The organism is Arthrobacter sp. FB24, from assembly GCF_000196235.1.
In the GTDB taxonomy this organism is placed as follows: domain Bacteria; phylum Actinomycetota; class Actinomycetes; order Actinomycetales; family Micrococcaceae; genus Arthrobacter.
Map to the genome: position 1 here is coordinate 3,248,629 of NC_008541.1, position 20,484 is coordinate 3,269,112.

At 67.7% G+C, this 20,484-nt stretch carries 18 protein-coding genes; 5 read left to right on the forward strand and 13 right to left on the reverse strand.

Annotated elements, in window-relative coordinates; all coding sequences use genetic code 11:
- Nucleotides 1-82: 82 nt before the first annotated feature.
- From ARTH_RS14650 to ARTH_RS14665, 4 genes are all read right to left on the reverse strand, one after another.
- Nucleotides 83-1,720 (reverse strand): helix-turn-helix transcriptional regulator, encoded by a 1,638-nt coding sequence (locus ARTH_RS14650; RefSeq protein ID WP_011692724.1) that lies wholly within the window; start codon nt 1,718-1,720, stop codon nt 83-85.
- Between the two features lie 216 nt (nt 1,721-1,936).
- The gene (gene groL, locus ARTH_RS14655; protein ID WP_011692725.1) at nt 1,937-3,547 is read right to left on the reverse strand and encodes a chaperonin GroEL; all 1,611 of its coding nucleotides are present in this window, start codon (nt 3,545-3,547) and stop codon (nt 1,937-1,939) included.
- A 79-nt stretch (nt 3,548-3,626) separates the two neighbouring features.
- Entirely contained in the window at nt 3,627-3,920 is a 294-nt protein-coding gene (groES, locus tag ARTH_RS14660; RefSeq protein ID WP_003805290.1) for a co-chaperone GroES, read from the reverse strand.
- 206 nt (nt 3,921-4,126) lie between these two features.
- A complete protein-coding gene (locus ARTH_RS14665) occupies nt 4,127-4,525 on the reverse strand; it encodes a hypothetical protein (RefSeq protein WP_052309702.1) in 399 nt (132 codons plus the stop codon).
- Between the two features lie 55 nt (nt 4,526-4,580).
- Here ARTH_RS14665 and ARTH_RS14670 point away from each other — a divergent pair, with 55 nt between their 5' ends.
- A complete protein-coding gene (locus tag ARTH_RS14670) occupies nt 4,581-5,825 on the forward strand; it encodes a class I SAM-dependent methyltransferase (protein WP_011692726.1) in 1,245 nt (414 codons plus the stop codon).
- Between the two features lie 13 nt (nt 5,826-5,838).
- On the opposite strand, the gene ARTH_RS14675 is transcribed toward ARTH_RS14670, so the two are convergent.
- Entirely contained in the window at nt 5,839-6,669 is an 831-nt protein-coding gene (locus ARTH_RS14675; RefSeq protein WP_011692727.1) for a shikimate 5-dehydrogenase, read from the reverse strand.
- A gap of 58 nt (nt 6,670-6,727) precedes the next feature.
- Nucleotides 6,728-8,389, reverse strand: a complete 1,662-nt coding sequence (locus tag ARTH_RS14680; RefSeq protein ID WP_011692728.1) for a glycoside hydrolase family 3 N-terminal domain-containing protein — start codon at nt 8,387-8,389, stop codon at nt 6,728-6,730.
- A 237-nt stretch (nt 8,390-8,626) separates the two neighbouring features.
- On the opposite strand from ARTH_RS14680, the gene ARTH_RS14690 reads away from it, so the two are divergent.
- A complete protein-coding gene (locus tag ARTH_RS14690) occupies nt 8,627-9,778 on the forward strand; it encodes a glutamate--cysteine ligase (RefSeq protein WP_011692729.1) in 1,152 nt (383 codons plus the stop codon).
- A 46-nt stretch (nt 9,779-9,824) separates the two neighbouring features.
- Here the strand turns inward: ARTH_RS14690 and tsaD are convergent, their stop codons facing one another.
- The 6 genes from tsaD to ARTH_RS14720 are packed head-to-tail and all read right to left on the reverse strand — an operon-like array spanning nt 9,825 to nt 15,085.
- Nucleotides 9,825-10,895, reverse strand: a complete 1,071-nt coding sequence (tsaD, locus tag ARTH_RS14695) for a tRNA (adenosine(37)-N6)-threonylcarbamoyltransferase complex transferase subunit TsaD (protein ID WP_011692730.1) — start codon at nt 10,893-10,895, stop codon at nt 9,825-9,827.
- The gene (gene rimI / locus ARTH_RS14700; protein ID WP_043430865.1) at nt 10,892-11,437 is read right to left on the reverse strand and encodes a ribosomal protein S18-alanine N-acetyltransferase; all 546 of its coding nucleotides are present in this window, start codon (nt 11,435-11,437) and stop codon (nt 10,892-10,894) included. The genes tsaD and rimI overlap by 4 nt, the downstream gene beginning before the upstream one ends.
- Nucleotides 11,438-11,442: 5 nt before the next feature.
- A complete protein-coding gene (tsaB, locus tag ARTH_RS14705; RefSeq protein WP_011692732.1) occupies nt 11,443-12,114 on the reverse strand; it encodes a tRNA (adenosine(37)-N6)-threonylcarbamoyltransferase complex dimerization subunit type 1 TsaB in 672 nt (223 codons plus the stop codon).
- On the reverse strand, nt 12,114-12,701 hold the full coding sequence (gene tsaE, locus ARTH_RS14710; RefSeq protein ID WP_011692733.1) for a tRNA (adenosine(37)-N6)-threonylcarbamoyltransferase complex ATPase subunit type 1 TsaE: 588 nt from the start codon (nt 12,699-12,701) through the stop codon (nt 12,114-12,116). Before tsaE ends, tsaB begins: the two co-directional genes overlap by 1 nt.
- A complete protein-coding gene (alr, locus tag ARTH_RS14715) occupies nt 12,698-13,951 on the reverse strand; it encodes an alanine racemase (RefSeq protein ID WP_011692734.1) in 1,254 nt (417 codons plus the stop codon). Before alr ends, tsaE begins: the two co-directional genes overlap by 4 nt.
- Before the next feature lie 42 nt (nt 13,952-13,993).
- Nucleotides 13,994-15,085 carry a PfkB family carbohydrate kinase gene (locus tag ARTH_RS14720; RefSeq protein WP_043429944.1) on the reverse strand — a complete coding sequence of 364 codons (1,092 nt, stop codon included), beginning with the start codon at nt 15,083-15,085 and terminating at the stop codon, nt 13,994-13,996.
- Between the two features lie 116 nt (nt 15,086-15,201).
- Here ARTH_RS14720 and ARTH_RS14725 point away from each other — a divergent pair, with 116 nt between their 5' ends.
- Complete coding sequence (locus ARTH_RS14725) at nt 15,202-16,602, forward strand: family 4 glycosyl hydrolase (protein WP_011692736.1); 1,401 nt, start codon at nt 15,202-15,204, stop codon at nt 16,600-16,602.
- A 25-nt stretch (nt 16,603-16,627) separates the two neighbouring features.
- Here the strand turns inward: ARTH_RS14725 and ARTH_RS14730 are convergent, their stop codons facing one another.
- Nucleotides 16,628-17,164 carry a GNAT family N-acetyltransferase gene (locus ARTH_RS14730; RefSeq protein WP_011692737.1) on the reverse strand — a complete coding sequence of 179 codons (537 nt, stop codon included), beginning with the start codon at nt 17,162-17,164 and terminating at the stop codon, nt 16,628-16,630.
- A gap of 121 nt (nt 17,165-17,285) precedes the next feature.
- Between ARTH_RS14730 and mshA the strand changes: the two genes are divergently transcribed.
- Both mshA and ARTH_RS14740 read left to right on the forward strand, forming a co-directional pair.
- A complete protein-coding gene (gene mshA / locus ARTH_RS14735; protein ID WP_011692738.1) occupies nt 17,286-18,551 on the forward strand; it encodes a D-inositol-3-phosphate glycosyltransferase in 1,266 nt (421 codons plus the stop codon).
- 64 nt (nt 18,552-18,615) lie between these two features.
- Complete coding sequence (locus ARTH_RS14740) at nt 18,616-20,313, forward strand: formate--tetrahydrofolate ligase (protein WP_011692739.1); 1,698 nt, start codon at nt 18,616-18,618, stop codon at nt 20,311-20,313.
- The last annotated feature ends 171 nt before the right edge of the window (nt 20,314-20,484 follow it).

The following is a 20,484-nucleotide window of genomic DNA, read 5'->3' on the forward strand; positions in this document are numbered from 1 at the left end:
GGTCGGCATCCGCACGGTCCGCGTCGGCAGAATTATGCATTTTGCCCGGGCCACGGGTGGGTAGTTGTATGCAGCCTGATACCTACCCGGCGAGCCCGTGCTCGAAGGCGTACCTGGTGGCGGCTACCCTGGACCGGAGTCCAAGTTTGAGGAAGATGTTGCTGATATGCCGGGCAACAGTCTTTTCACTCAGGTAAAGCTCACCGGCGATCACACGGTTGGCCTTTCCCGCCGCAACGAGCCGGAGCACTTCGATCTCGCGCGGCGTGAGGGGTCCGGCGTCCTTCTCCTGCACCGGCGTGTGTTCGAGTGAGGTCCAGGCAGCCGCCGGGGCTGCGCCGAGGGCGAGGAACTCGGCCCGCGCCGCCTCGAAGTCCATCTCCGCCGCATCCTCGTCGCCGGATGCACGGCAGGCACGGCCCACAAGGGTTCGGCAGCGTGCTGCCTCGAACGGAACGCCCAGTTCCCGCCAGAGCATCCACGCGCGTCGCAGGACCGGCTGCGCCCGGGCGGGCTCTCCTTCGGCTAGGAGGACGGCGCCCCCGGCCTGGCAGGAGGCGGCCTGCACCATCGGCATCGCGCAGTCCTGCGCAACGGCGGCCAGCTCGTCCGCGGACCGCCTGGCCGCGGCGGTGTCCCCCGCGGCCAGCTCTATTTCCACAAGCGCCGGCAGCAGGTGGCGGCGGGTGGCGACGTCGGCGGAATCGGCCGCCCTCCGGATGAGGGCGCGCGCGGCAGGGATATCGCCAAGGGCCAGCTTCAGCAGGGCAAGTCCTGGCTGGGGCTCGTAGCCACTGCGTCCGGCGTGACGGTAGCATTCCTCCGCCGCAGCGAAGTCCCCCCTCAGGCGCTCTACTTCGCCCTCCTGGTAGAAGCCGCCGTAGAACGCATGATAGTCCCCTGCCGCAGCCAGGCGCTGCGCGTCCTTGGCCGCGCTGATGGCGTCATCCCAGGCCCCGTGCAGCCGGTACAGTTCGGCGCGGTGGGCCTGGCACTGGCCGCTGAACAGGACCATGTCCGGCCGTCCCGCGCACCAGCGGTCCAGCGCAGTCGTCCACTCCAGGGCGCGGCGCAGGTCGAAGGCCAGGTGGCAGTTGCCGATGACGGCGCAGTAGATGATGCCCGAGGGCACCGGCGAAACCTCCCCCGCGGTCACTGCCACCATCACCTCGTCAAAGAGCCGAACGCCGCTGCTGATGTCACCGAGCATCAGGCTGGCCTGCCCCCTGCCCAGTAAGGAGAGGGAGATGAGGTCCCGGTCCTGGAACCGTTCCCCGACGGCCAGGGCGTCCGCGAAGACCCGGTTGGCACCGTCAGGGTCGCCGCCGTATAGCATGCCCAGAGCCGTCGGAAGCAGCAGCAGGCCCTCCACCACGCAGGGCTCGTTCAGTTCAGCCACCAGCCGTCCGGCGCGTGCAAACCAGCCGGTGCTGCGGGCCATCTGGCCTGTGTTCATCAGATGCATGCCGATCCATCCGGCGCAGCGCGCCGCACCGGGCACGTCGCCGACGACGAGGTACTCCTCGTGCGCGCGGGTGAGGTTGTCGATTCCCGTGTCAGTCTTGCCCGTCAGGATTTCCACTGTGGCCAGGCGTTCGAGATCGGGCGCGGTGAGCCCGCCACGCCGGTCGGCGTCAAGGAACTGTTCGACGGCCTCGGTCCACCGATGCCCTTCGAAGGCGGAACGGCCCCGGTCAAGACCGGCTTCAGACGTTGCCATGATGCCTCCCCGCGGATCCGGCGGCCCTGTGGCCGGGCCCGTCCCTAAGCGCCCGCGGTTGCTCTAAGCGCCACGGTACGCCGGGTGTCGCCGGGGGCACAAGCACCGGCGAAGGGCCAGGGAGCGGGATGCAAAAGGGCACGAAAAAGCCGGCCCGGCGCGGGCGGTTTCTGGAAACCGTCCGGCCGGGCCGGCCTTTAGGGCGTTGGCTGCAAGCTAGTGCTTGTGGCCAGCGTGCTCGTCCTCGTCGGCCGGCTTCTCGACAACGAGGGTCTCTGTGGTGAGAACCAGCGCTGCGATGGAAGCGGCGTTGCGGAGGGCTGCGCGCGTCACCTTCACGGGGTCGATGACGCCTGCAGCGATCAGGTCTTCGTAATCGCCGCTCTTGGCGTTGAAGCCCTGGTTGACAGCCGACTCGGCAACCTTGGCGGCAACGACGTAGCCGTCGAAACCGGCGTTCTGGGCGATCCAGCGCAGCGGCTGGACGAGTGCCCGGCGAACGATGCCCACAGCCGAGGCTGCATCGCCTTCGAGTGCGGTGACTGCAGGGTCCTCGTCCAGCGCCTTCAGGGCGTGGATGAGGGCCGAACCGCCACCGGCAACGATGCCTTCTTCGAGGGCAGCGCGGGTGGAGGAGACTGCGTCCTCGATGCGGTGCTTCTTTTCCTTCAGCTCCACCTCGGTGGCTGCGCCAACCTTGATCACACCGATGCCGCCGGCCAGCTTGGCCAGGCGCTCCTGGAGCTTTTCCTTGTCCCAGTCGGAGTCGGTGCGGGTCAGCTCGGCGCGCAGCTGGGCAACGCGTGCCGCTACGTCCTCGGCCGTGCCGGCGCCGTCAACAATGGTGGTGTTGTCCTTGGTCACCGTGATGCGGCGGGCCGTGCCCAGCACCTCGAGGCCAACGGAATCAAGGCTGAGGCCCAGTTCCGGGGAGACAACCTGCGCACCGGTGAGGGTGGCGATGTCCTGCAGCATGGCCTTGCGGCGGTCACCGAAGCCCGGAGCCTTGACGGCAACGACGTTCAGGGTGCCGCGGATGCGGTTGACGATGAGCGTGGACAGGGCCTCGCCCTCGACGTCCTCGGCAATGATGAACAGCGGCTTGGAGCTCTGCAGCGCTTTCTCCAGGAGGGGCAGGAATTCCTGCACCGAGGAGATCTTGCCCTGGTTGATCAGGATAAGGGCGTCTTCGAGGACTGCCTCCTGGCGTTCCGCGTCGGTGACGAAGTACGGGGAAAGGTAGCCCTTGTCGAACTGCATGCCCTCGGTGAGGACGAGCTCGGTCTGCGTGGTGGAGGACTCCTCGATGGTGATCACACCATCCTTGCCGACCTTGCCGAAAGCCTCGGCCAGGAGCTCGCCGATCTCGTCGCTCTGGGCGGAGATGGCTGCAACGTTCGCAACCTGGGAGCCTTCGACAGGGCGGGCGTTCTCCAGCAGGCGTGCTGCGACGGCTTCGACGGAAACCTCGATGCCGCGCTTGATCTGGCCCGGGGCGGCGCCAGCCGCCACGTTGCGCAGGCCTTCCTTGACCAGTGCCTGTGCCAGCACGGTGGCGGTGGTGGTGCCGTCGCCGGCAACATCGTTGGTCTTGGTGGCGACTTCCTTGGCCAGCTGCGCGCCGAGGTTCTCGAACGGGTCATCCAGTTCGACTTCGCGGGCGATGGTCACGCCGTCGTTCGTAATGGTGGGAGCGCCCCACTTCTTGTCCAGCACGACGTTGCGGCCGCGCGGGCCAAGCGTCACCTTGACAGTGTTGGCGAGCTTATCGATGCCGGCTTCAAGCGACCGGCGGGCAGCGTCGTTAAACGCAAGCTGCTTTGCCATGGTTTTGTCCTTTCAAGACAGAAACCCCGCGCAGCAGATTCATCGCTAACGACGAAACGGCTGCGCGGGGGTCCAAGAGTTACTTTACGACGATCGCCAGAACGTCGCGGGCGGACAGCACGAGGTACTCGGTGCCGCCGGTCTTGACTTCGGTTCCACCGTACTTGGAGTAGATAACGACGTCGCCAACGGCTACGTCGACCGGAACGCGGTTGCCATCTTCAAAGCGGCCGGGGCCGACTGCAACAACTTCACCTTCCTGCGGCTTCTCCTGCGCGGAGTCCGGGATAACCAGGCCGGAAGCCGTGGTCTGCTCTGCTTCGAGCGGGCGGACAACAATACGATCCTCAAGAGGCTTAATAGAGACCGACACTCGGACCTCTCCTTTACGTCAGCAAATTTATGGACTGGAAAACTGTTGCGCCTGAGCATACAAACCGTCGTCGCGGTGCCGGCAGCAGCGTGGCTGGCAGTTCTTCATGTGTTAGCACCCTCCTAGGGAGAGTGCTAATGATGACTCTATGTAAGTGGTTAGCACTCGGTCAAGGCGAGTGCCAGAATTTCGTCCCCGGTGAACGGCTAGCGCCCTGCCAGGTCCTCAAAATCGACGTCGTCACCGTCGTCCGTGTCGTCGTCGTTCGTAACGTTGCGGTTCCGGTAAAGCAGGACGGCGGCGGCGAGCGCCGTAACCACAGAGGCAATGAGGAACACGAGGCCGCCCGTTCGGACTGCCGCATAGGACTCGCGGATTTCCCGAGCCTCGTCGGTGGCGTCCTGGATGTTCTTGCCGCCCACCGAGTACACCGTTGCGTTGAAGGAATCCAGGAAGAAGATGATGACCAGAAGTGCCAGGCAGACCACGGCGATGGCGGAACCGGCGATCAGCGCAGTCCGGGCATATTTGGCAAGTCCGGTGTGCTGCGGGCGGTCATTGCCCTGGTCATCGACGGGTGGCTGCTGCACTGCGCTGTCTTCCATGCCTTCAACCCTAGCCGCACCGCGGGTGCAGGGCTCCTCGATTAGGCTTGATGACATGGCTGACGCATTGCAGGACCTGATCGCCCCGCTCCTGACCAGCGAAGGCTGGGAGCTGCTGGCGTCGCTGGGGCCCTACCGGGAGGACGACGCGTTCCGGCTCAACGAGTCGCTCCGGAAGGCCGGCCACTCCCCCGCACTGGTGTCCGCCGTCCTCACCCAGTCCAGGCTGCGGACCAAGGCCGAGGCCAAATTCGGCGAATTCGCCCGGCAGATGATCTTCACGCCCGCCGGGCTGGAGCAGGCCACCCGCCTCAACGTCGCCGCCCGGCACGCAGAACGGTTCGCGTCCGCCGGGATCGAGCATGTGGCCGATCTCGGCTGCGGGCTGGGTGCCGATTCGATGGCCCTGGCCTCCATGGACATCAGGGTTACCGCCGTGGAAATGGATGAGACCACCGCTGCCTGCGCCACCATGAACCTGATTCCTTTCCCGCACGCCAGCGTGGTCCACTCCGATGCGACCTCCGTCCCGCTCGAGGGCGTGGGCGGCGTCTGGCTGGATCCGGCCCGCCGCACCACCTCGACGTCCGGCACGCGGCGGATCTGGGATCCGGAGGAATTCTCCCCGCCGCTGTCCTTCGTGAAGTCCCTCGCTGAGTCCGGGCGGGCCGTGGGCGTAAAGATGGGTCCCGGCATCCCGCATGATTCCGTCCCCGCCGGCTGCGAAGCGCAGTGGGTGTCCGTGGGCGGCGACGTCACCGAAGTGACGCTGTGGTTCAACGCGGTCAGCCGGCCCGGCATCCGGCGGGCGGCGCTGCTGCTGGGCCCGCAGGGCGCGGCGGAAATCACCAGCGCGGAAGAGTTCGACGGCGGCCCGGTGGCGCCCGTGGGTCCTGTGGAGGGATACCTGTACGAACCGGACGGAGCCGTCATCCGGGCCGGGCTCGTGGCGGATGTCGCTGCCCGGCTGGGCGGCCACCTCCTGGATGAGCACATTGCCTACATCTGTGCCCCCGAGCTCGTGGACACCCCGTTTGCCAGGGCCTATAAGGTCCTTGAGGTCATGCCGTTCAACGTCAAGGCCCTCAAGGCCTGGGTGAAGCAGAACAACATCGGCGTGCTGGACATCAAGAAGCGCGGCACGTCCGTCACCCCGGAAGAACTCCGCAAGCAGCTCTTTGCCGGAGGAAAAAACGGCGGCAAGGGTTCGAAGGGCAAAAAGACAGCCACCCTGGTCCTCACCAGGATCGGCGAGGACCGGGTGGCCATCTCGGTGGAGCCTGTGCAGCCCCGGGTCTAGCTGCGGCCCAAAGCTACTGGGCCCGCATGAACTCTTCCGCCGCCCGGACCTGCTCGTCCGTGGGCCGGACACCGGTGTACAGCACAAACTGCTCCAGGGCCTGGATGGTGGCCACTTCCGCTCCGGTGATCACGGTCTTGCCGGCAGCGCGGGCCGCCTTGATGAGCGGCGTCTCGGCGGGCAGCGCAACGACGTCGAACACCACTTTCGCGGCGTCCACGGCCTCCTGCGGGAAGGACAGCGAGTCAGCATCCGGCCCTCCCGCCATGCCGACGGGCGTGACGTTGATGATCATGTCCGCCGTGCCGCCGGCGTCCGCCGCCGGGAGCTCGGGCCTCCACTTGAATCCGTAGAGGTCCGCCAGCGGCTTACCGGATGCCTCGTTCCGGGCCACGATGGTGACGTCCGTGAAGCCTGCGTCACGGAGGGCGGCGGCGGTGGCTTTGGCCATGCCCCCGGAACCCTTGAGCAGCACTGAATAGTTGGTGGGGACGGCGTTACGCTGCAGCAGCTGCTCGATGGCCGTGTAGTCGGTGTTGTACGCCGTGAGCCGGCCTCCGTCATTCACGATCGTGTTAACGGAATCGATGGCCTTGGCGGAGGGGTCCATGACGTCGACCAGCGCGATGACGTCTTCCTTGTACGGCATGGACACAGCGCAGCCCCGGATGCCCAGGCCCCTGACGCCGGCGATGGCTTGGGCCAGGTCCGTTGGCGCGAACGCCTTGTAGATCCAGTTCAGGCCCAGCTGCTCGTAAAGATGGTTGTGGAAGCGGGTCCCGTTGTTGCTCGGCCGGGCCGAGAGCGAGATGCACAGGGTCATGTCTTTATTCAGAATTGGCACTCGTCCATTAAACGCCCCCGGAGCCCGGGCAGCACTGTTACGCCACACGGCAGGGGCGTCAGCACCCGCTTCCGGGGGCGTGGGGGCCGACGGCGGCAGGCAGCTTTCCGGGTGCCGGCGCCTTGCCCGCCAGAACGGCAACCAGGGCGTTGAAGGCCTCCTGGCTCCGCCCGTAGAGGGCCACCTTGGCGGGTGCCGTCGAGCCGGCCAGCGGCCACGGCGCATCAAGGGCCACCACGACGTCGCCCGTGGCGGGCGGCCCTTCATAGCCGATCAGCGTCACGAGCGGCCCGGCGCCGAGGGTAATGCCGGCAGCCCGGGCAGCCCGGGCAAACCGGGCACGGTCCTGTTCACTGCCGCCGGCAACGCGGACGCTGCCGGGCACCACCGGCCCGTGGCACGGTCCGGCCAGGACGGTCACCGCGGCCGCGGAAATACGTTCGGAGAGGGCAGAGCCGCTTCCCGGGGCTGCACCCTGTGGAGCAGGGGTCCGTGCGCGCCAAATCATCATGGTCACCACCCGCTGTGCCGCGTCGTTGAGGCGCGACGCCGGGAGCGCGCCGGTCTTGACGGCGCTGACCACTGCCGCGTGGGCGGCGGCCACGTCCCCGGGCATGAGCAGCAGATCCGCCCCCGCTGCCAGGGCCAGCGGTGCGGCGGACTCCCCGGGGTATTGCTTCGTGATCGCACCCATGTTGAGTGCATCGGTCACGGCAACGCCCTTGAAACCCATGCCGCGGAGGGTGGCGTAGCTCTGTTTGGACAACGACGCCGGAACCCCCGGTTCCAGGGCCGGCACGGAGATGTGGCCGGTCATGATCATGGGCAGCCCGGCATCGATGGCGGCCTGGAAAGGTTTCCAGTCCTTCGCGCGGAGCTGCGCCACCGTTGCTTTCTGCACCGGCAGGTTCTCGTGCGAGTCGACGGCAACGGAGCCGTGCCCCGGGAAGTGCTTGGCGGAAGGCAGGATCCCGGCCGCCAGCATTCCCTGGGCAAAGCCGACGCCCAGGCTTGCTGCCGCGTCCGGGTCGCCGGACATGGCCCTGGCGCCGATCGTCGGATCCTGCGGCCCCGCTGTGACATCCGTGTCCGGCGCGAAATCCGCAGTGAAGCCCAGCCCGGCCAGCTCCGCCGCGAGCGCCTTGCCGGCGTCGGTTGCCAGCCCGACGTTCCCTGCGGCGCCGAAGCTCATGGGTGCCGGCCATTCCGTCAACGGAGCGCGCAGCCTCGCCACGACCCCGCCCTCCTGGTCCACCCCGACCAGTGCAGGCCAGGTGCGTCCGTCCGCCTTGGCCGCGTTCCGGAGGCGGCTGATGCCTGCCGCCATGGCGGCGGTGTCCACGGTTCCGTCGGCGGAGAGGGGCACGTTGTCACCCATGATGATCGCGCCGCCCAGGTGCAGCCGTTCCATGGTTGCCGCGTGCGAAGCAAAATCCGTTCCGGTAAAGAACGGCATCATCACCTGCCCGGCCTTCTGTTCAAGGCTCATTGCTGCGACAGCGGCGCGGGCCGAGTCTTCATCCTGCTGCTGCGGCCCCCAGCCCAGCTGGCGCTCCCCAGGTGCCGGGGTGGGAGGCCCGGAGGATCGCGGGGCTCCCGAAGCACCGGGTTCGGACCGCACGGCTCCGCCGGACGGTGATGCCGTGCCGGGGGACGTTCCCGACGGCGTTCCCGAGGTGGGCGGAGAAGGCACACCGGTGCAGGCTGCGGTCGCGAGCATGGCCGCAGTCATCGCGAGGGCCGGCGCTGACTTGTGGAAAGTCTTTGTGTGCGGCGTCTTTTTGTGCGGCGTCTTTTTGTGCGGCGTCTTTTTGTGGGGCGTCTTTTTGTGGGAACTGTCACTGCGTCCTCGAAACCAAGCCATCAACTCGATGCTACCCCTGCACTAGACTTGAACCACCCGTTGCCCGCCCGCAGGCGGCTTCGGCAACGGACGGCGGAACAGTGAAGGGACCACATGAAGATTGATTTCGCTTCATCCAGGCAATCAACTCTTGGTGTGGAATGGGAGCTGGCGCTGGTCAATGCGCAAACCGGCGAACTGGCGTCCGTGGCCAATGAAGTGCTGCGCGGCGTCTCGGCCAACCATCCCGAACTCAACGAGGACGACGAACACCCCCACATCAAGCAGGAACTCCTGCTCAACACAGTGGAGCTTGTCACCGGCATCTGCGAAACGGTGGCGCAGGCCAAGGCCGATCTCAGCAGTTCCCTTGCCGCAGTGCGGGAAGTCACAGACCCCATGGGCGTTGAGGTCTTCTGCGCCGGAAGCCATCCTTTCAGTCCTCCCCAGCTGCAGCCGGTCACGGACAAGGCCCGCTACGCCAAGCTCATCGACCGCACCCAGTGGTGGGGCCGCCAGATGGTGATCTACGGAGTCCACGTCCATGTGGGCCTGGACAGCCGCGACAAAGTCCTTCCGGTGCTGGACGGCCTGGTGAACTACTTCCCGCACTTCCAGGCGCTCTCCGCGTCGAGTCCGTTCTGGGGCGGCGAGGACACCGGCTACGCTTCCCAGCGCGCGCTGATGTTCCAGCAATTGCCGACCGCCGGGCTGCCGTTCCAGTTCTCCACCTGGGCGGAGTACGAGTCCTACGTCCAGGACATGTTTACCACCGGAGTGATCGACACAATCTCGGAGATCCGCTGGGATATCCGCCCGGTCCCCAACCTGGGCACCATCGAGATGCGCATTTGCGACGGCCTGGCCACGCTGGAAGAGGTCGGTGCGATCGCGGCCCTGACCCAGTGCCTGGTGGACGAGTTCTCCACCATCCTGGACAACGGCGGTACCATTCCCACCATGCCTCCCTGGCACGTCCAGGAGAACAAATGGCGTGCCGCCCGGTACGGCCTCGAGGCGATCATCATCCTCGATGCCGAGGGCAACGAGCAGCTGGTCACCGACCACCTGCTGGAAACCCTGAACCGGCTCGAGCCCGTGGCCGCGAAGCTCGGCTGCTCCGACGAGCTTGCCGACGTCGAAAAGATCATCAGCCGCGGTGCCGGATACCAGCGGCAGCGCCGCGTGGCCGCGGAACACGGCGGAGACCTCCGGGCCGTGGTGCTGGACCTCGTCAAGCAGATGCGGAACGGCCCCACCGCCTGAACTCCTTGGCTGCAGCGCCGGGCCGGGGGCCGCGGCGCCGTGCGGGCTACGCCGAAACCGTCGTGACCGGCATGGACGAATCCGGGGCGAAGCTGATGCCGCTGGGCTCGATGCCGGCCATGACCAGCTGGGCACCGAGGGCGGCCACCATGGCACCGTTGTCTGTGCACAGCTCAAGCGGCGGAACAGTCAGCCGGATTCCGGCCGCCCTGCACCGCTGTTCGGTGAGCTGGCGCAGCCGCGAGTTCGCGGCTACCCCGCCGCCCAGCAGGAGCTCGGTGATGCCGTTTTCCGTGCAGGCGAGCACCGCCTTGGACGTGATGACGTCCACAACGGCCTCCTGGAAGGCGGCCGCGATGTCCGCGACCGGCACTTCGTCGCCCCGGGCTTCGAACTGCTCCACGCAACGGGCGACGGCGGTCTTCAATCCGCTGAAGGACCAGTCGTAGCGGTGCGGGCCGGGTTCGTCCGCGGTGCCCATGTACTTGGGCTGCGTCAGTCCGCGCGGGAACCGGATGGCCTTGGCGTTGCCTGTCCGGGCTAGTTTGTCGATGGCCGGGCCGCCCGGGTAGCCGAGCCCCAGGAGCCGTGCCACTTTGTCGTAGGCTTCCCCGGCAGCGTCGTCAATCGTGGAGCCCAGCAGCTCGACGTCGTCGGTGATGCTCCTGATCCGGAGGATCTCGGTGTGGCCGCCGGAAACCAGCAGGGCGCCCAGGTGTTCAGGCAGGGTGTTCTCCTCCTGCAGCAGGCCGACACCGACGTGGGCCACCAGGTGGTTGATGGCATATAGCGGTTTGCCCGTGGCCACCGCGAGCGCCTTGGCGGCGCACACGCCCACCATCAAAGCCCCGGCCAGCCCGGGACCGGAAGTGACGGCGATCGCGTCCACGTCGTCAAGCTGGACTCCCGCGTCCGCGAGGGCTTCCTGGAGGGTGGGCACGAAGGCGTCCAGGTGTGCACGGGAGGCGATCTCGGGGATGACTCCGCCGAAGCGGACATGCTCTTCCATGGAGGATGACACAGTGTTGCTGAGCAGCGCAGTTCCGCGCACGATTCCCACACCTGTCTCATCGCAGGAGGACTCGATGCCCAGGACTAGGGGCTGTGTTCGGTTCATGGTGTGTCTGCCTCCGTGGCCGGCGGTTGGTCTGGGGTCGCATCCATGGCCGCGGGCCTGGGTGGCGGGCTGGCATCCTGAAGCTGGAGCCGCATGATCAGGGCGTCAACGCCGTCCCGGTAATACCTTGGCCGGACATGGATCTGCTCGAAGCCGAAGCGGCGGTAGAGGTCCTGGGCCCGGGGGTTGTCAGCCCTGACCTCCAGCAGCACATCCGCCGCGCGGCGCCGCCGGCTTTCGGCGATGAGCTCGGTCAGCAGGGCCGAGCCGATCCCCTTGCCTTCGCACTCGGGTACCACGGCGATGGTCTGCACATCCGCGATGGGTTCGATGCACATCAGTCCGGCGTAACCCACAATTTCGCCGGCAGCTTCGGCCACAACGTAGTGGCGGGTCCCGGTCTGTGCCAGTTCTTCATGGAACATCTGGAGCGGCCACGCGTCCACCGGGAACAGCCTGCATTCGAGGGTGTGCACGGCGGGGATGTCCGTCCCGTTCATGCTGCGCAACGTCACCCCTGCCGGCGCGGCGCCGGCCGCCATCCCGGTCACAGCGCACGCTTCCGGGGCCCGGGAACCTGGGCATCGGACTCGCGGAGGTACAGCGGCGTGGAATCCAGCAGCTGCTCCCCCGCAGCCAGCCTCGCCAGGGCGAACTGGCCAAGATACAGGGCGTCCGGCTGCTCGGTGCTGAAATCCGGGTCGGCTTTCAGGACGTCCTCGTAGATGCCCGCTCCGGCGCCGTAGGCCGGGAGGTCGGGAAGATCGGCCGCGAAGCCCACGTGCGGTCCGTCAACGAGCAGGGGCAGCTGGCCGTCGGTGAGTGAATAGCGCGCCCAATAGACCTCTTTGCGCCGGGCATCCGTTGCCACCAGGAATTCCGGCACGGCAGCAGTCGATTCGGCCACTTCCAGCGCCATGGCGTCCAGGCTCATCAGGCCGTACAGCGGTTTACCCCAGACGTAGGACAGGGTCCGAGCCGTGGCGATCCCGGACCGCAGCCCGGTGAACGGCCCCGGGCCCACACCGGTCACGATCGCGTCGATGTCCGCCCCCGTGACCCCGGCATCGGCGAGCAGGGCGTCGATGCCCGGGGCCAGCACTTCGGCATGGCTGCGGGTGTCCTCGGTGGAGAAACTCGCCAGCACGCCCTCCGGCGCATCGTCCGAAACCAGCGCCGCACTGGCCACGGCTGAGGTGTCGATGGCAAGGATGAGCATCAGGAATTCCCTTTCAGGGCGGCCGGCAGCAGGGGCTGCTCGGCCCAGCGCGGGCCGTAGCCCCGGATCATAATGGTGCGGGGTTCGTCGTCGTCGTCCGTATCGAAGTCCAGCACGCCGTCAGCGGCGCCCGGCGCGGAGGCTCCCGCGGCGCCGGATAAGGAGCCCAGCGGACGGTGCAGTTCGACGTCGAGCACGCTGTCGCTGAGGTGTTCCACCCGTCCGCGCCCCCACTCCACCACCGTGACGGTGCTGTCCATGGTGTTTTCGAGGTCGATGTCATCGATCTCCGCCGCACTCTCCAGCCGATAGGCATCCACGTGCACCAGGTCGGGGCCGCCGGGACGCGGGCCGTCCGGAAGGTTGGGATGGATGCGGACCAGGACGAACGTGGGGGAAATAATGCCCGCCCGCACCCCCAGGCCCTCGCCGAGTCCCTGGGTAAAGGTGGTCTTGCCGGCTCCGAGCTCTCCGGTCAGGATGACGAGGTCGCCCGAGTCAAGAACGGCGCCAAGGGCGGCCCCAAGGGCATGGGTTTCCTCGGCGCTCTGCACCGTCAGGGACAGCTCCCACTGCGGATCACTCATTGCGCCTCACCCGGTCCGTCCGTGTGGCTTTCGTTCATATACCGCCTCGGTACCCGCGGGCTGATCCGCGTCACGATCTCGTAGTTGATGGTGCCCGCCGCGCGGGCCCAGTCGTCCGCCGTCGGGCCGCCGTCCGTTCCGTCGCCGAAGAGGACGGCCTCGGCACCCAGCACGCTGGCCCCGCCGGACGACACCCCGCGGGGTCCGAGGTCGATCACCATCTGGTCCATCGCGATCCTGCCCACCACCGGGTAGTTACGGCCCTCCACCCGGACGGGGCCGCCTGTGGCCACGCGGGGCACCCCGTCGGCATAACCGAGCGGGATCAGTCCCAGGGTGCTGGCGCCGGCGGTGCGGTAGTTGAGCCCGTAGGACACGCCCTGGCCGGCGGGGACGTCCTTGCAGTGGGACACCTTGGTGCGGACGGTCATCGCCGGGCGAAGGCCCAGCTCGGCCGGCGACTGGCCCTCGAACGGCGAGAGCCCATAGATGCCGAGTCCCACGCGGACCAGGTCGAAGTGCGTGTCCGGACGGGACAGCGTGGCGGGGGTGTTGGCCAGATGCCGCACTTCGGGATCCACGCCGGCGTCCTCCGCGATGGCCAGGACTTCGCGGAAGGCCTGCAGCTGCAGGTCCGTTTCCGGACGGTGCGGTTCATCCGCCACGGCAAGGTGGGAGAAAATGCCCACCACGCGGAGCAGGCCTTCGTCCTGGTATTCCATCGCTTCGCCCACCAGGCTGTCCCATGCTTCAAGAGTGGCGCCGTTGCGGCCCAGGCCGGTGTCCACCTTCAGGTGGACGCGCGCGGGGCGTTCCTGTTCCCGGGCCGCCAGGACGATCTTTTCCAGCTCCCAGCCGGAGCAGCCAATGTCGATTCCGGCTGCGACGGCGGCACCGAAGTTGCTGTCCGGCGTGTGCAGCCAAGCGAGCAGCGGCGCCTCGATTCCCGCAGCCCGCAGGGCGAGAGCCTCTGAAATGTGTGCAACGCCAAGCCAGCGCGCCCCGGCTTCCAGCGCAGCGCGTGCCACCGGAACGGCACCGTGCCCGTAGGCATCCGCCTTCACCACGGCCATGACCTGCGCCGGCGAGGCAACAGCGGCCAGATGGCGCACGTTGTGCCGGATGGCGTCGAGGTCGATCACTGCTGAACGTTCGCCAGCGGAACGCCCGCTCGCGGAACGTTCAATGGCGGGGCCAGATGTTGCGTCCGGGACGGGCCGGGAGTCACCGGTTGCTGCTGGGTAAGTCACCCTAGTGATTCTAGTGGCGGCGCGGCGGGTGGCTTAATTCAGCTAGGCGTCGGAGAGGTGGGCGATGGTTGCCGTGGCCCGGCGCAGGGCCTGCGGCGGAACATCGCGGACAATTTCCTCAAGGAAGCTGAAGCGCCGCAGCCACTGGCTGCTTTGCCGTTCCGGCCTGGCGTTGGCCCGTTTCCACCAGTCGGCGATGTCGCCCCAGCCGGGTGCTGCGAGTGAACCGCCCACTTCCTGGACTGCCAGCGACGCGCACAGGTTGGCGAACCGGAGCCGGTCCGCCAGCGGCCAGCGCGCCAGGCTGCCCACAATGAAGGCCGCACCGAAGCAGTCCCCGGCGCCGGTGGGGTCAAAGGCCGAGACTGGCAGCGACGGCACCCATTCCTCCTCGCCCGTTTCGGAATCCACGGCCATCGCACCCTGCGGCCCCAGGGTCACCACGGCCACCGGAACCCGGTCGGCGAGCGCGTACAGCGCCGCCCAGGGTGTGTCCCGGCCGGTGAACGCCATGGCCTCGCGCTGGTTGGGCATAAAAGCGTGGAAGTACTCGAGGTTGTCCAGCCTGGTGGAGGACCATTTGCCGGTGGCGTCCCAGCCGACGTCGCCGAAAAGTTTGACTCCCGCGCCGTGGGCAGCAACCGCCCACGGGGCGAGTTCTTCGTCCAGGTCGGCGACGGCGGCGAGTGCGGCCGGCGGCGTGCCGATCAGTTCCGAGGACGTGACCGGGGCCGGGTGGCCGTGGGTCACCATGGAGCGGTCGTGCTGCACGCTCAGCGAGACGGTCACGGGCGAGTGCCAGCCGGGTACCCGCTTGGAGAGGGACAGGTCCACATGCTCCTGGGCGGCCAGGATCTTCCAGTTGTAATCCCCGTAGCCGTCATCGCCGAAGGCAGCCGCCAGCCCGGTGCGCAGTCCCAGGCGCGCGGCGGCAATGGCCTGGTTGGCCACCCCGCCCGGGCAGCTGCCCATTCCCTCGCTCCAGATTTCAGTGCCTGGCTCCGGTGCGTGGGGCAGCCCGGTGAAGATGATGTCCTGGAAGACAGTCCCCGTCAGGAGCAGGTCAAAGCTCCCGTCCGCGGGAGTGCGGACGGCGGAGAGCGGATCGAACCGGCGCTCTGGTATCGCGTCCATGTTCGGCAGACTACGCCCTCGCGCCACCCCTGCAAAGGTCCCCGTCGCGGGTCGCCGGAAGCGCTTGGACACGTGTCCCCGTGAGGGGCCCGCCGTAGCCGAATAGACTGCGTGGTATGCGGCTCATGATTGCCGGTGGCGGCGGATTCCGTGTCCCGCTCGTGTACCGGGCGCTCACCTCCGGCCCCTTCGCGGGGCTGGTGCGCGAGCTTGTGCTCTACGACGTCGATCCCCTGCGGCTGGCCGCCATCAAGGCCGTCCTGGCGTCGATGGCCCCTTCCAACGGTGCACGCGGCCCTGCAGTCAGCACCACCACCTCGCTGGCCGAGGGGCTCGAAGGCACCGCCATGGTGTTCGCGGCCATCCGGCCCGGAGGAACAGCTGGCCGCACCGCTGACGAACGCGTGGCAATCGGCCTGGGCCTGCTGGGCCAGGAGACCACGGGCGCCGGCGGAATCTCCTACGCGCTGCGATCCATCCCCGGGATGCTGGCCTTGGCCCGAGAAATGAAGCAGCGATGCCCCGGGGCATGGTTGGTTAACTTCACCAACCCGGCCGGGATGGTCACCGAGGCGCTGGTGCCCGTGCTGGGAAACCGGGTGATCGGCATCTGCGACTCGGCCGGCGGCCTGGTCCACCGGGCGGCCCGGGCGGCCGGCGCCGCCTTGCCGGAGGGAAGGCTCGACGGCGTGGGCTACTACGGGCTCAACCACCTGGGCTGGCTGTACCGGCTGGAATCCGGCGGAAAGGACCTGCTGCCCGGACTGCTGGCGGACGCGCAGGCCCTGTCCGGCTTCGAGGAGGGCCGGCTCTTTCCGCAGCCGTTCCTCCAGGCACTCGGCTGCCTGCCCAACGAGTACCTCTATTACTACTACGACACCGCCCGGGCCGTCGGCGCCATCCGCGCCATGCGGCAGACACGCGGCGAGTCGATCCACGAGCAGCAGTCGGGGCTCTACCCGGCGCTGGCCGCGGCCGGATCCCGCGCCTACGAACTGTGGGACGCGGCCCGCCGTTCGCGCGAGGAAGGCTACCTCGCCGAGGCACGCGCCGGCGGCGAACAACGGGACGAGGAGGACCTCGCGGGCGGCGGGTATGAGCGCGTTGCCCTCGCGGTTATGCGCGCCCTGGCCGGCGGTGCGCCGGACGATGCAGCGCCCCTCAGCGGTGGCATTGCTGCCGGGATCACGGAGCTCATCCTGAACACCCCCAACGAAGGTGCGGTTCCCGGGCTGCCGGCGGACGCTGTCGTCGAGGTACCCTGCCAGGTGACGCCCGACGGCGCCATGCCGCTGCCGCAGGACCGGCCCGGAGACGCGCAGCTTGCCCTCATGCAGCGGGTCAAGGAGGTGGAGCGGCTCACGGTGTCGTCCGTGGTGCAGGGACGACGGTCCGACGCTCTGCGGGCTTTCGGGCTCCATCCGCTGATCGACTCCGAGGAACTGGCTGTGAAACTCCTGGCCGGCTACGAGGCGGCGTTTCCGGCGCTCGGGCAGCTGTGGCGCGGCGGGGCCTGAGTCCGGATGTTGATGCCGACGGCCTCTACAGCTTGCGGTACAGCACCTTCAGGCCCACGTATCCCAGCGTCGGGTGGTTGAAGGCCTCCGGGATGGTGGCCAGGACCTCAAAACCCATGGCCTGCCAGGCCGCGACGGCGCGGACGTTGCTCTCCACCACGGCGTTGAACTGCATGGCACGGAATCCTGCCGCCCGGGCCGCGTCCAGCGAGTAGGCGCAGAGGGCCTTGGCGAGTCCCTTGCCGGCGTGGTCCGGGTGGACCATGTAGCCTGCGTTGGCCACGTGGCTCCCTCCCCCGCCCTGGTTGGCGTGCAGTTCTCCCGTCCCCAGCACCGCCCCGTCCTGGACAGCCACGAATGCCTGGCCCGGGGCGTCCTTGAACCAGCGCGCGCGGGCCTCGTCCTCCGTGGTGCCGCGGTCCCAGGTGAAGGTCTCCCCGGCCCGGATGACCGGCTCCAGGATGGCCCACATACCGGCCCAGTCGGCTGCGGTGGCGGGGCGGATTTCGATGCCGGCCGGGTGCTGGTTTGAATCTGCTGCTGCGTCTGCGGTTGCGCTCACAGCCGCCACGTTAGCAGGAGTGCTTCCGGTGTTCGGGAGCGTGTTCGGGACACTGTGAAGGCCGGGGCACTTGAGGAGTAGTGTTTTATCGGATGCAGTTCCGCAAGCCGAAGGGAGAGCCGTGACTCTGATCCGCCGTGTCGCGTTCCTTTCCCTGCACACCTCGCCCATGGAACAACCCGGTTCCGGCGACGCCGGCGGCATGAACGTATACGTGCGGGCACTGGCGTCGGCGCTGGCTGCCAGCGGCGTTGAGGTGGAAATCTTCACCCGGTCCACGTCGTCGGGACAACCCGCCGTCGAACACCCGGATCCCGGCGTGTGCGTCCACAACGTGATCTCCGGACCGCCGCGGAAGCTGCCCAAAGAGGAGCTTCCGGAGCTGCTGCACAGCATGGTGGCGGAAATTGAGCGCATCCGGCAGCGCCAGCCGCACGGCCGGTACGACCTCATCCATTCGCACTACTGGGTGTCCGGCGTGGCCGGGCTGGAGCTTTCCCGGCTGTGGGGCGTGCCGCTGGTGCACACCATGCACACCATGGCCAAGGTCAAGAACCTCCTCCTGCAGTCCGGCGAGAAGCCCGAACCGCGGCGGCGCGAGGACGGCGAACTCCGGATCGTCGACGGCGCCACCCGGCTGATCGCGAACACCCCCGCCGAAGCCGCCGAACTCGTGTCGCATTACAACGCCGACTTCGACCACATCGATGTGGCTCCCCCGGGTGTGGACCTGACTGTTTTTACGCCGGCCTTCCGCCCCAGGTCCCGGGCACAGCTCGGCGTACCTGCCGGCAAGTTCCACCTACTGTTCGCCGGACGCATCCAACGGCTCAAGGGCCCGCAGGTCCTCGTCAAGGCAGCTGCCCTGCTCCGCTCGCGCCGCCCGGACATCGACCTGCAGGTGACCATCCTGGGCGCACTGAGCGGGGCCAAGGACTTCGACCTGAAGTCGCTGATCAGCGCTGCCGGAATGGACGACGTCGTCACCCACCACCCGCCGGTGAACGCACCGGAGCTGGCCGGCTGGTTCCGCTCCGCCGACGTCGTGGTGATGCCGTCCTACAGTGAATCCTTCGGCTTGGTGGCGTTGGAAGCCCAGGCATGCGGGACTCCGGTGGTGGCAACCCGGGTGGGCGGACTGTCCCGGGCCATTTTCGACGGACGGACCGGGCTGCTGGTGGACGGGCACAAAGCCGCTGACTGGGCCGACGTTCTGGAAGCGCTCTATGACGACCCCGCCACCCGCGGGGACATGGGGCGGGCTGCAGCCCTGCACGCCCAGGGTTTCGGCTGGCAGCGCACTGCCGCCATCACGCTGGAGAGCTACCACGCCGCCGTAGACCAGTACATTGATAGTCACAGAATTCCGGTGGGCCACTCGCCTTGAGCCGGGCAGCGCCGGGCGGGACCCCCGAACGGTTTTCCCTGAAGCCACGAACTGAAGGACAACGATGTCTGACAACAACGTCATGAGTGACCTGGAAATCGCCCAGCGCGCCACCATGCGCCCCATCGGTGACATCGCCGCCGCGGCAGGCATCAACGCCGACGCCGTGGAACTCTATGGCCGGTACAAGGCGAAAATCGATCCGGCGAAGCTTATAGATCCGGCAGGGGCACCGAAGCGCCTGCCGGGCAAGGTGGTGCTCGTCTCCGCGATGTCCCCCACTCCGGCGGGCGAGGGGAAGTCCACCACCACGGTGGGTCTGGCGGATTCCCTCGCCCGGGCGGGCCGGAACGTGATGATTGCGCTGCGTGAGCCGTCCCTGGGTCCCGTTCTTGGGATGAAGGGCGGGGCCACCGGCGGAGGCTACTCCCAGGTGCTGCCCATGGAGGAAATCAACCTGCACTTCACGGGCGACTTCCACGCCATCACCTCGGCGAACAACGCGCTCATGGCCCTGGTGGACAACCATATTTTCCAGGGCAACGAACTCAACATCGATCCCCGCAGGATGACCTTCAAACGGGTCCTCGACATGAACGACCGCTCCCTCCGCGAAGTGATCATCGGCCTCGGCGGTCCGGCCCAGGGCGTCCCGCGGCAGGACGGCTTCGACATCACCGTGGCTTCGGAGATCATGGCGGTCTTCTGCCTGGCCACGGACATCGCCGATCTCCGTGCCCGGCTGGGCCGCATCACCTTCGGCTATACCTATGACCGCGAACCCGTCACGGTGGCGGACCTCGGGGTCCAGGGTGCACTGACCATGCTGCTCAGGGATGCGATCAAGCCCAACCTCGTGCAGACCATCGCCGGCACTCCGGCCCTGGTGCACGGCGGCCCGTTTGCCAACATCGCACACGGCTGCAACTCGCTGATCGCCACCCAGACCGCCCGCCGGCTCGCGGACATCGTGGTCACCGAAGCCGGCTTCGGCGCAGACCTGGGCGCGGAAAAGTTCATGGACATCAAGGCGAGGGTGGCAGGCGTGGCGCCGTCCGCCGTCGTGCTCGTGGCAACCGTACGGGCGCTGAAGATGCACGGCGGTGTGGCCAAGGACCGGCTGCAGGAGCCCAACGTGGAGGCGCTGGCCGCCGGATCGGCAAATCTCCGGCGGCACATCCGCAACGTGGAGAAGTTCGGAATCACTCCCGTGGTGGCCGTCAACAAGTTCGCCACTGACACCCCGGAGGAGTTGGACTGGCTGCTGGAGTGGTGCGCCGGCGAAGGGGTGCAGGCCGCGGTGGCAGACGTCTGGGGTCGCGGCGGCGGCGGCGACGGCGGCGACGAGCTCGCGGCCAAGGTGCTCGCGGCGCTCGAGGCGCCGCACAGCTTCCGGCACCTCTACCCGCTGGAGCTGTCTGTGGAGGACAAGATCCGCACCATCGTGCAGGAAATGTACGGGGCCGACGGCGTGGACTTCTCCGTTCCCGCCCTCAAGCGCCTTGCCGAAATCGAGAAGAACGGCTGGGCCGGCATGCCCGTCTGCATGGCCAAGACCCAGTACTCCTTCAGTGACGACGCCACCCGCCTGGGCGCACCGAAAGGCTTCACGGTCCATGTACGGGACCTCATCCCCAAGACCGGGGCGGGTTTCATCGTGGCCCTGACCGGCGCGGTGATGACGATGCCGGGTCTGCCCAAGGTTCCGGCAGCCCTGCGGATGGACGTGGACGACACCGGCAAGCCCCTCGGCCTCTTCTAGACGCTCTCTCACCTCCTGCCGGTTTTTCCCAGACCCTCTCTCACTTCCTGCCGGTTTTTCCCAAACGCTCTCTCACTTCCAGCCTGTTTTTCCCAGACGCTCTCTCACTTCCAGCCTGTTTTTCCCAGACGCTCTCTCACTTCCTGCCGGTTTTTCCCAGACCCTCTCTCA

Excerpts from the sequence above, each read along its gene's own strand:
- ARTH_RS14650 (WP_011692724.1), bottom strand. The coding sequence starts at position 1,720 with ATGGCAACGTCTGAAGCCGGTCTTGACCGGGGCCGTTCCGCCTTCGAA.
- groL (WP_011692725.1), bottom strand. The coding sequence starts at position 3,547 with ATGGCAAAGCAGCTTGCGTTTAACGACGCTGCCCGCCGGTCGCTTGAA.
- ARTH_RS14665 (WP_052309702.1), bottom strand. The coding sequence starts at position 4,525 with ATGGAAGACAGCGCAGTGCAGCAGCCACCCGTCGATGACCAGGGCAAT.
- ARTH_RS14670 (WP_011692726.1), top strand. The coding sequence starts at position 4,581 with ATGGCTGACGCATTGCAGGACCTGATCGCCCCGCTCCTGACCAGCGAA.
- ARTH_RS14680 (WP_011692728.1), bottom strand. The coding sequence starts at position 8,389 with ATGCTCGCGACCGCAGCCTGCACCGGTGTGCCTTCTCCGCCCACCTCG.
- ARTH_RS14690 (WP_011692729.1), top strand. The coding sequence starts at position 8,627 with ATGAAGATTGATTTCGCTTCATCCAGGCAATCAACTCTTGGTGTGGAA.
- tsaD (WP_011692730.1), bottom strand. The coding sequence starts at position 10,895 with ATGAACCGAACACAGCCCCTAGTCCTGGGCATCGAGTCCTCCTGCGAT.
- rimI (WP_043430865.1), bottom strand. The coding sequence starts at position 11,437 with ATGGCGGCCGGCGCCGCGCCGGCAGGGGTGACGTTGCGCAGCATGAAC.
- tsaB (WP_011692732.1), bottom strand. The coding sequence starts at position 12,114 with ATGCTCATCCTTGCCATCGACACCTCAGCCGTGGCCAGTGCGGCGCTG.
- tsaE (WP_011692733.1), bottom strand. The coding sequence starts at position 12,701 with ATGAGTGATCCGCAGTGGGAGCTGTCCCTGACGGTGCAGAGCGCCGAG.
- ARTH_RS14720 (WP_043429944.1), bottom strand. The coding sequence starts at position 15,085 with ATGGACGCGATACCAGAGCGCCGGTTCGATCCGCTCTCCGCCGTCCGC.
- ARTH_RS14725 (WP_011692736.1), top strand. The coding sequence starts at position 15,202 with ATGCGGCTCATGATTGCCGGTGGCGGCGGATTCCGTGTCCCGCTCGTG.
- ARTH_RS14740 (WP_011692739.1), top strand. The coding sequence starts at position 18,616 with ATGTCTGACAACAACGTCATGAGTGACCTGGAAATCGCCCAGCGCGCC.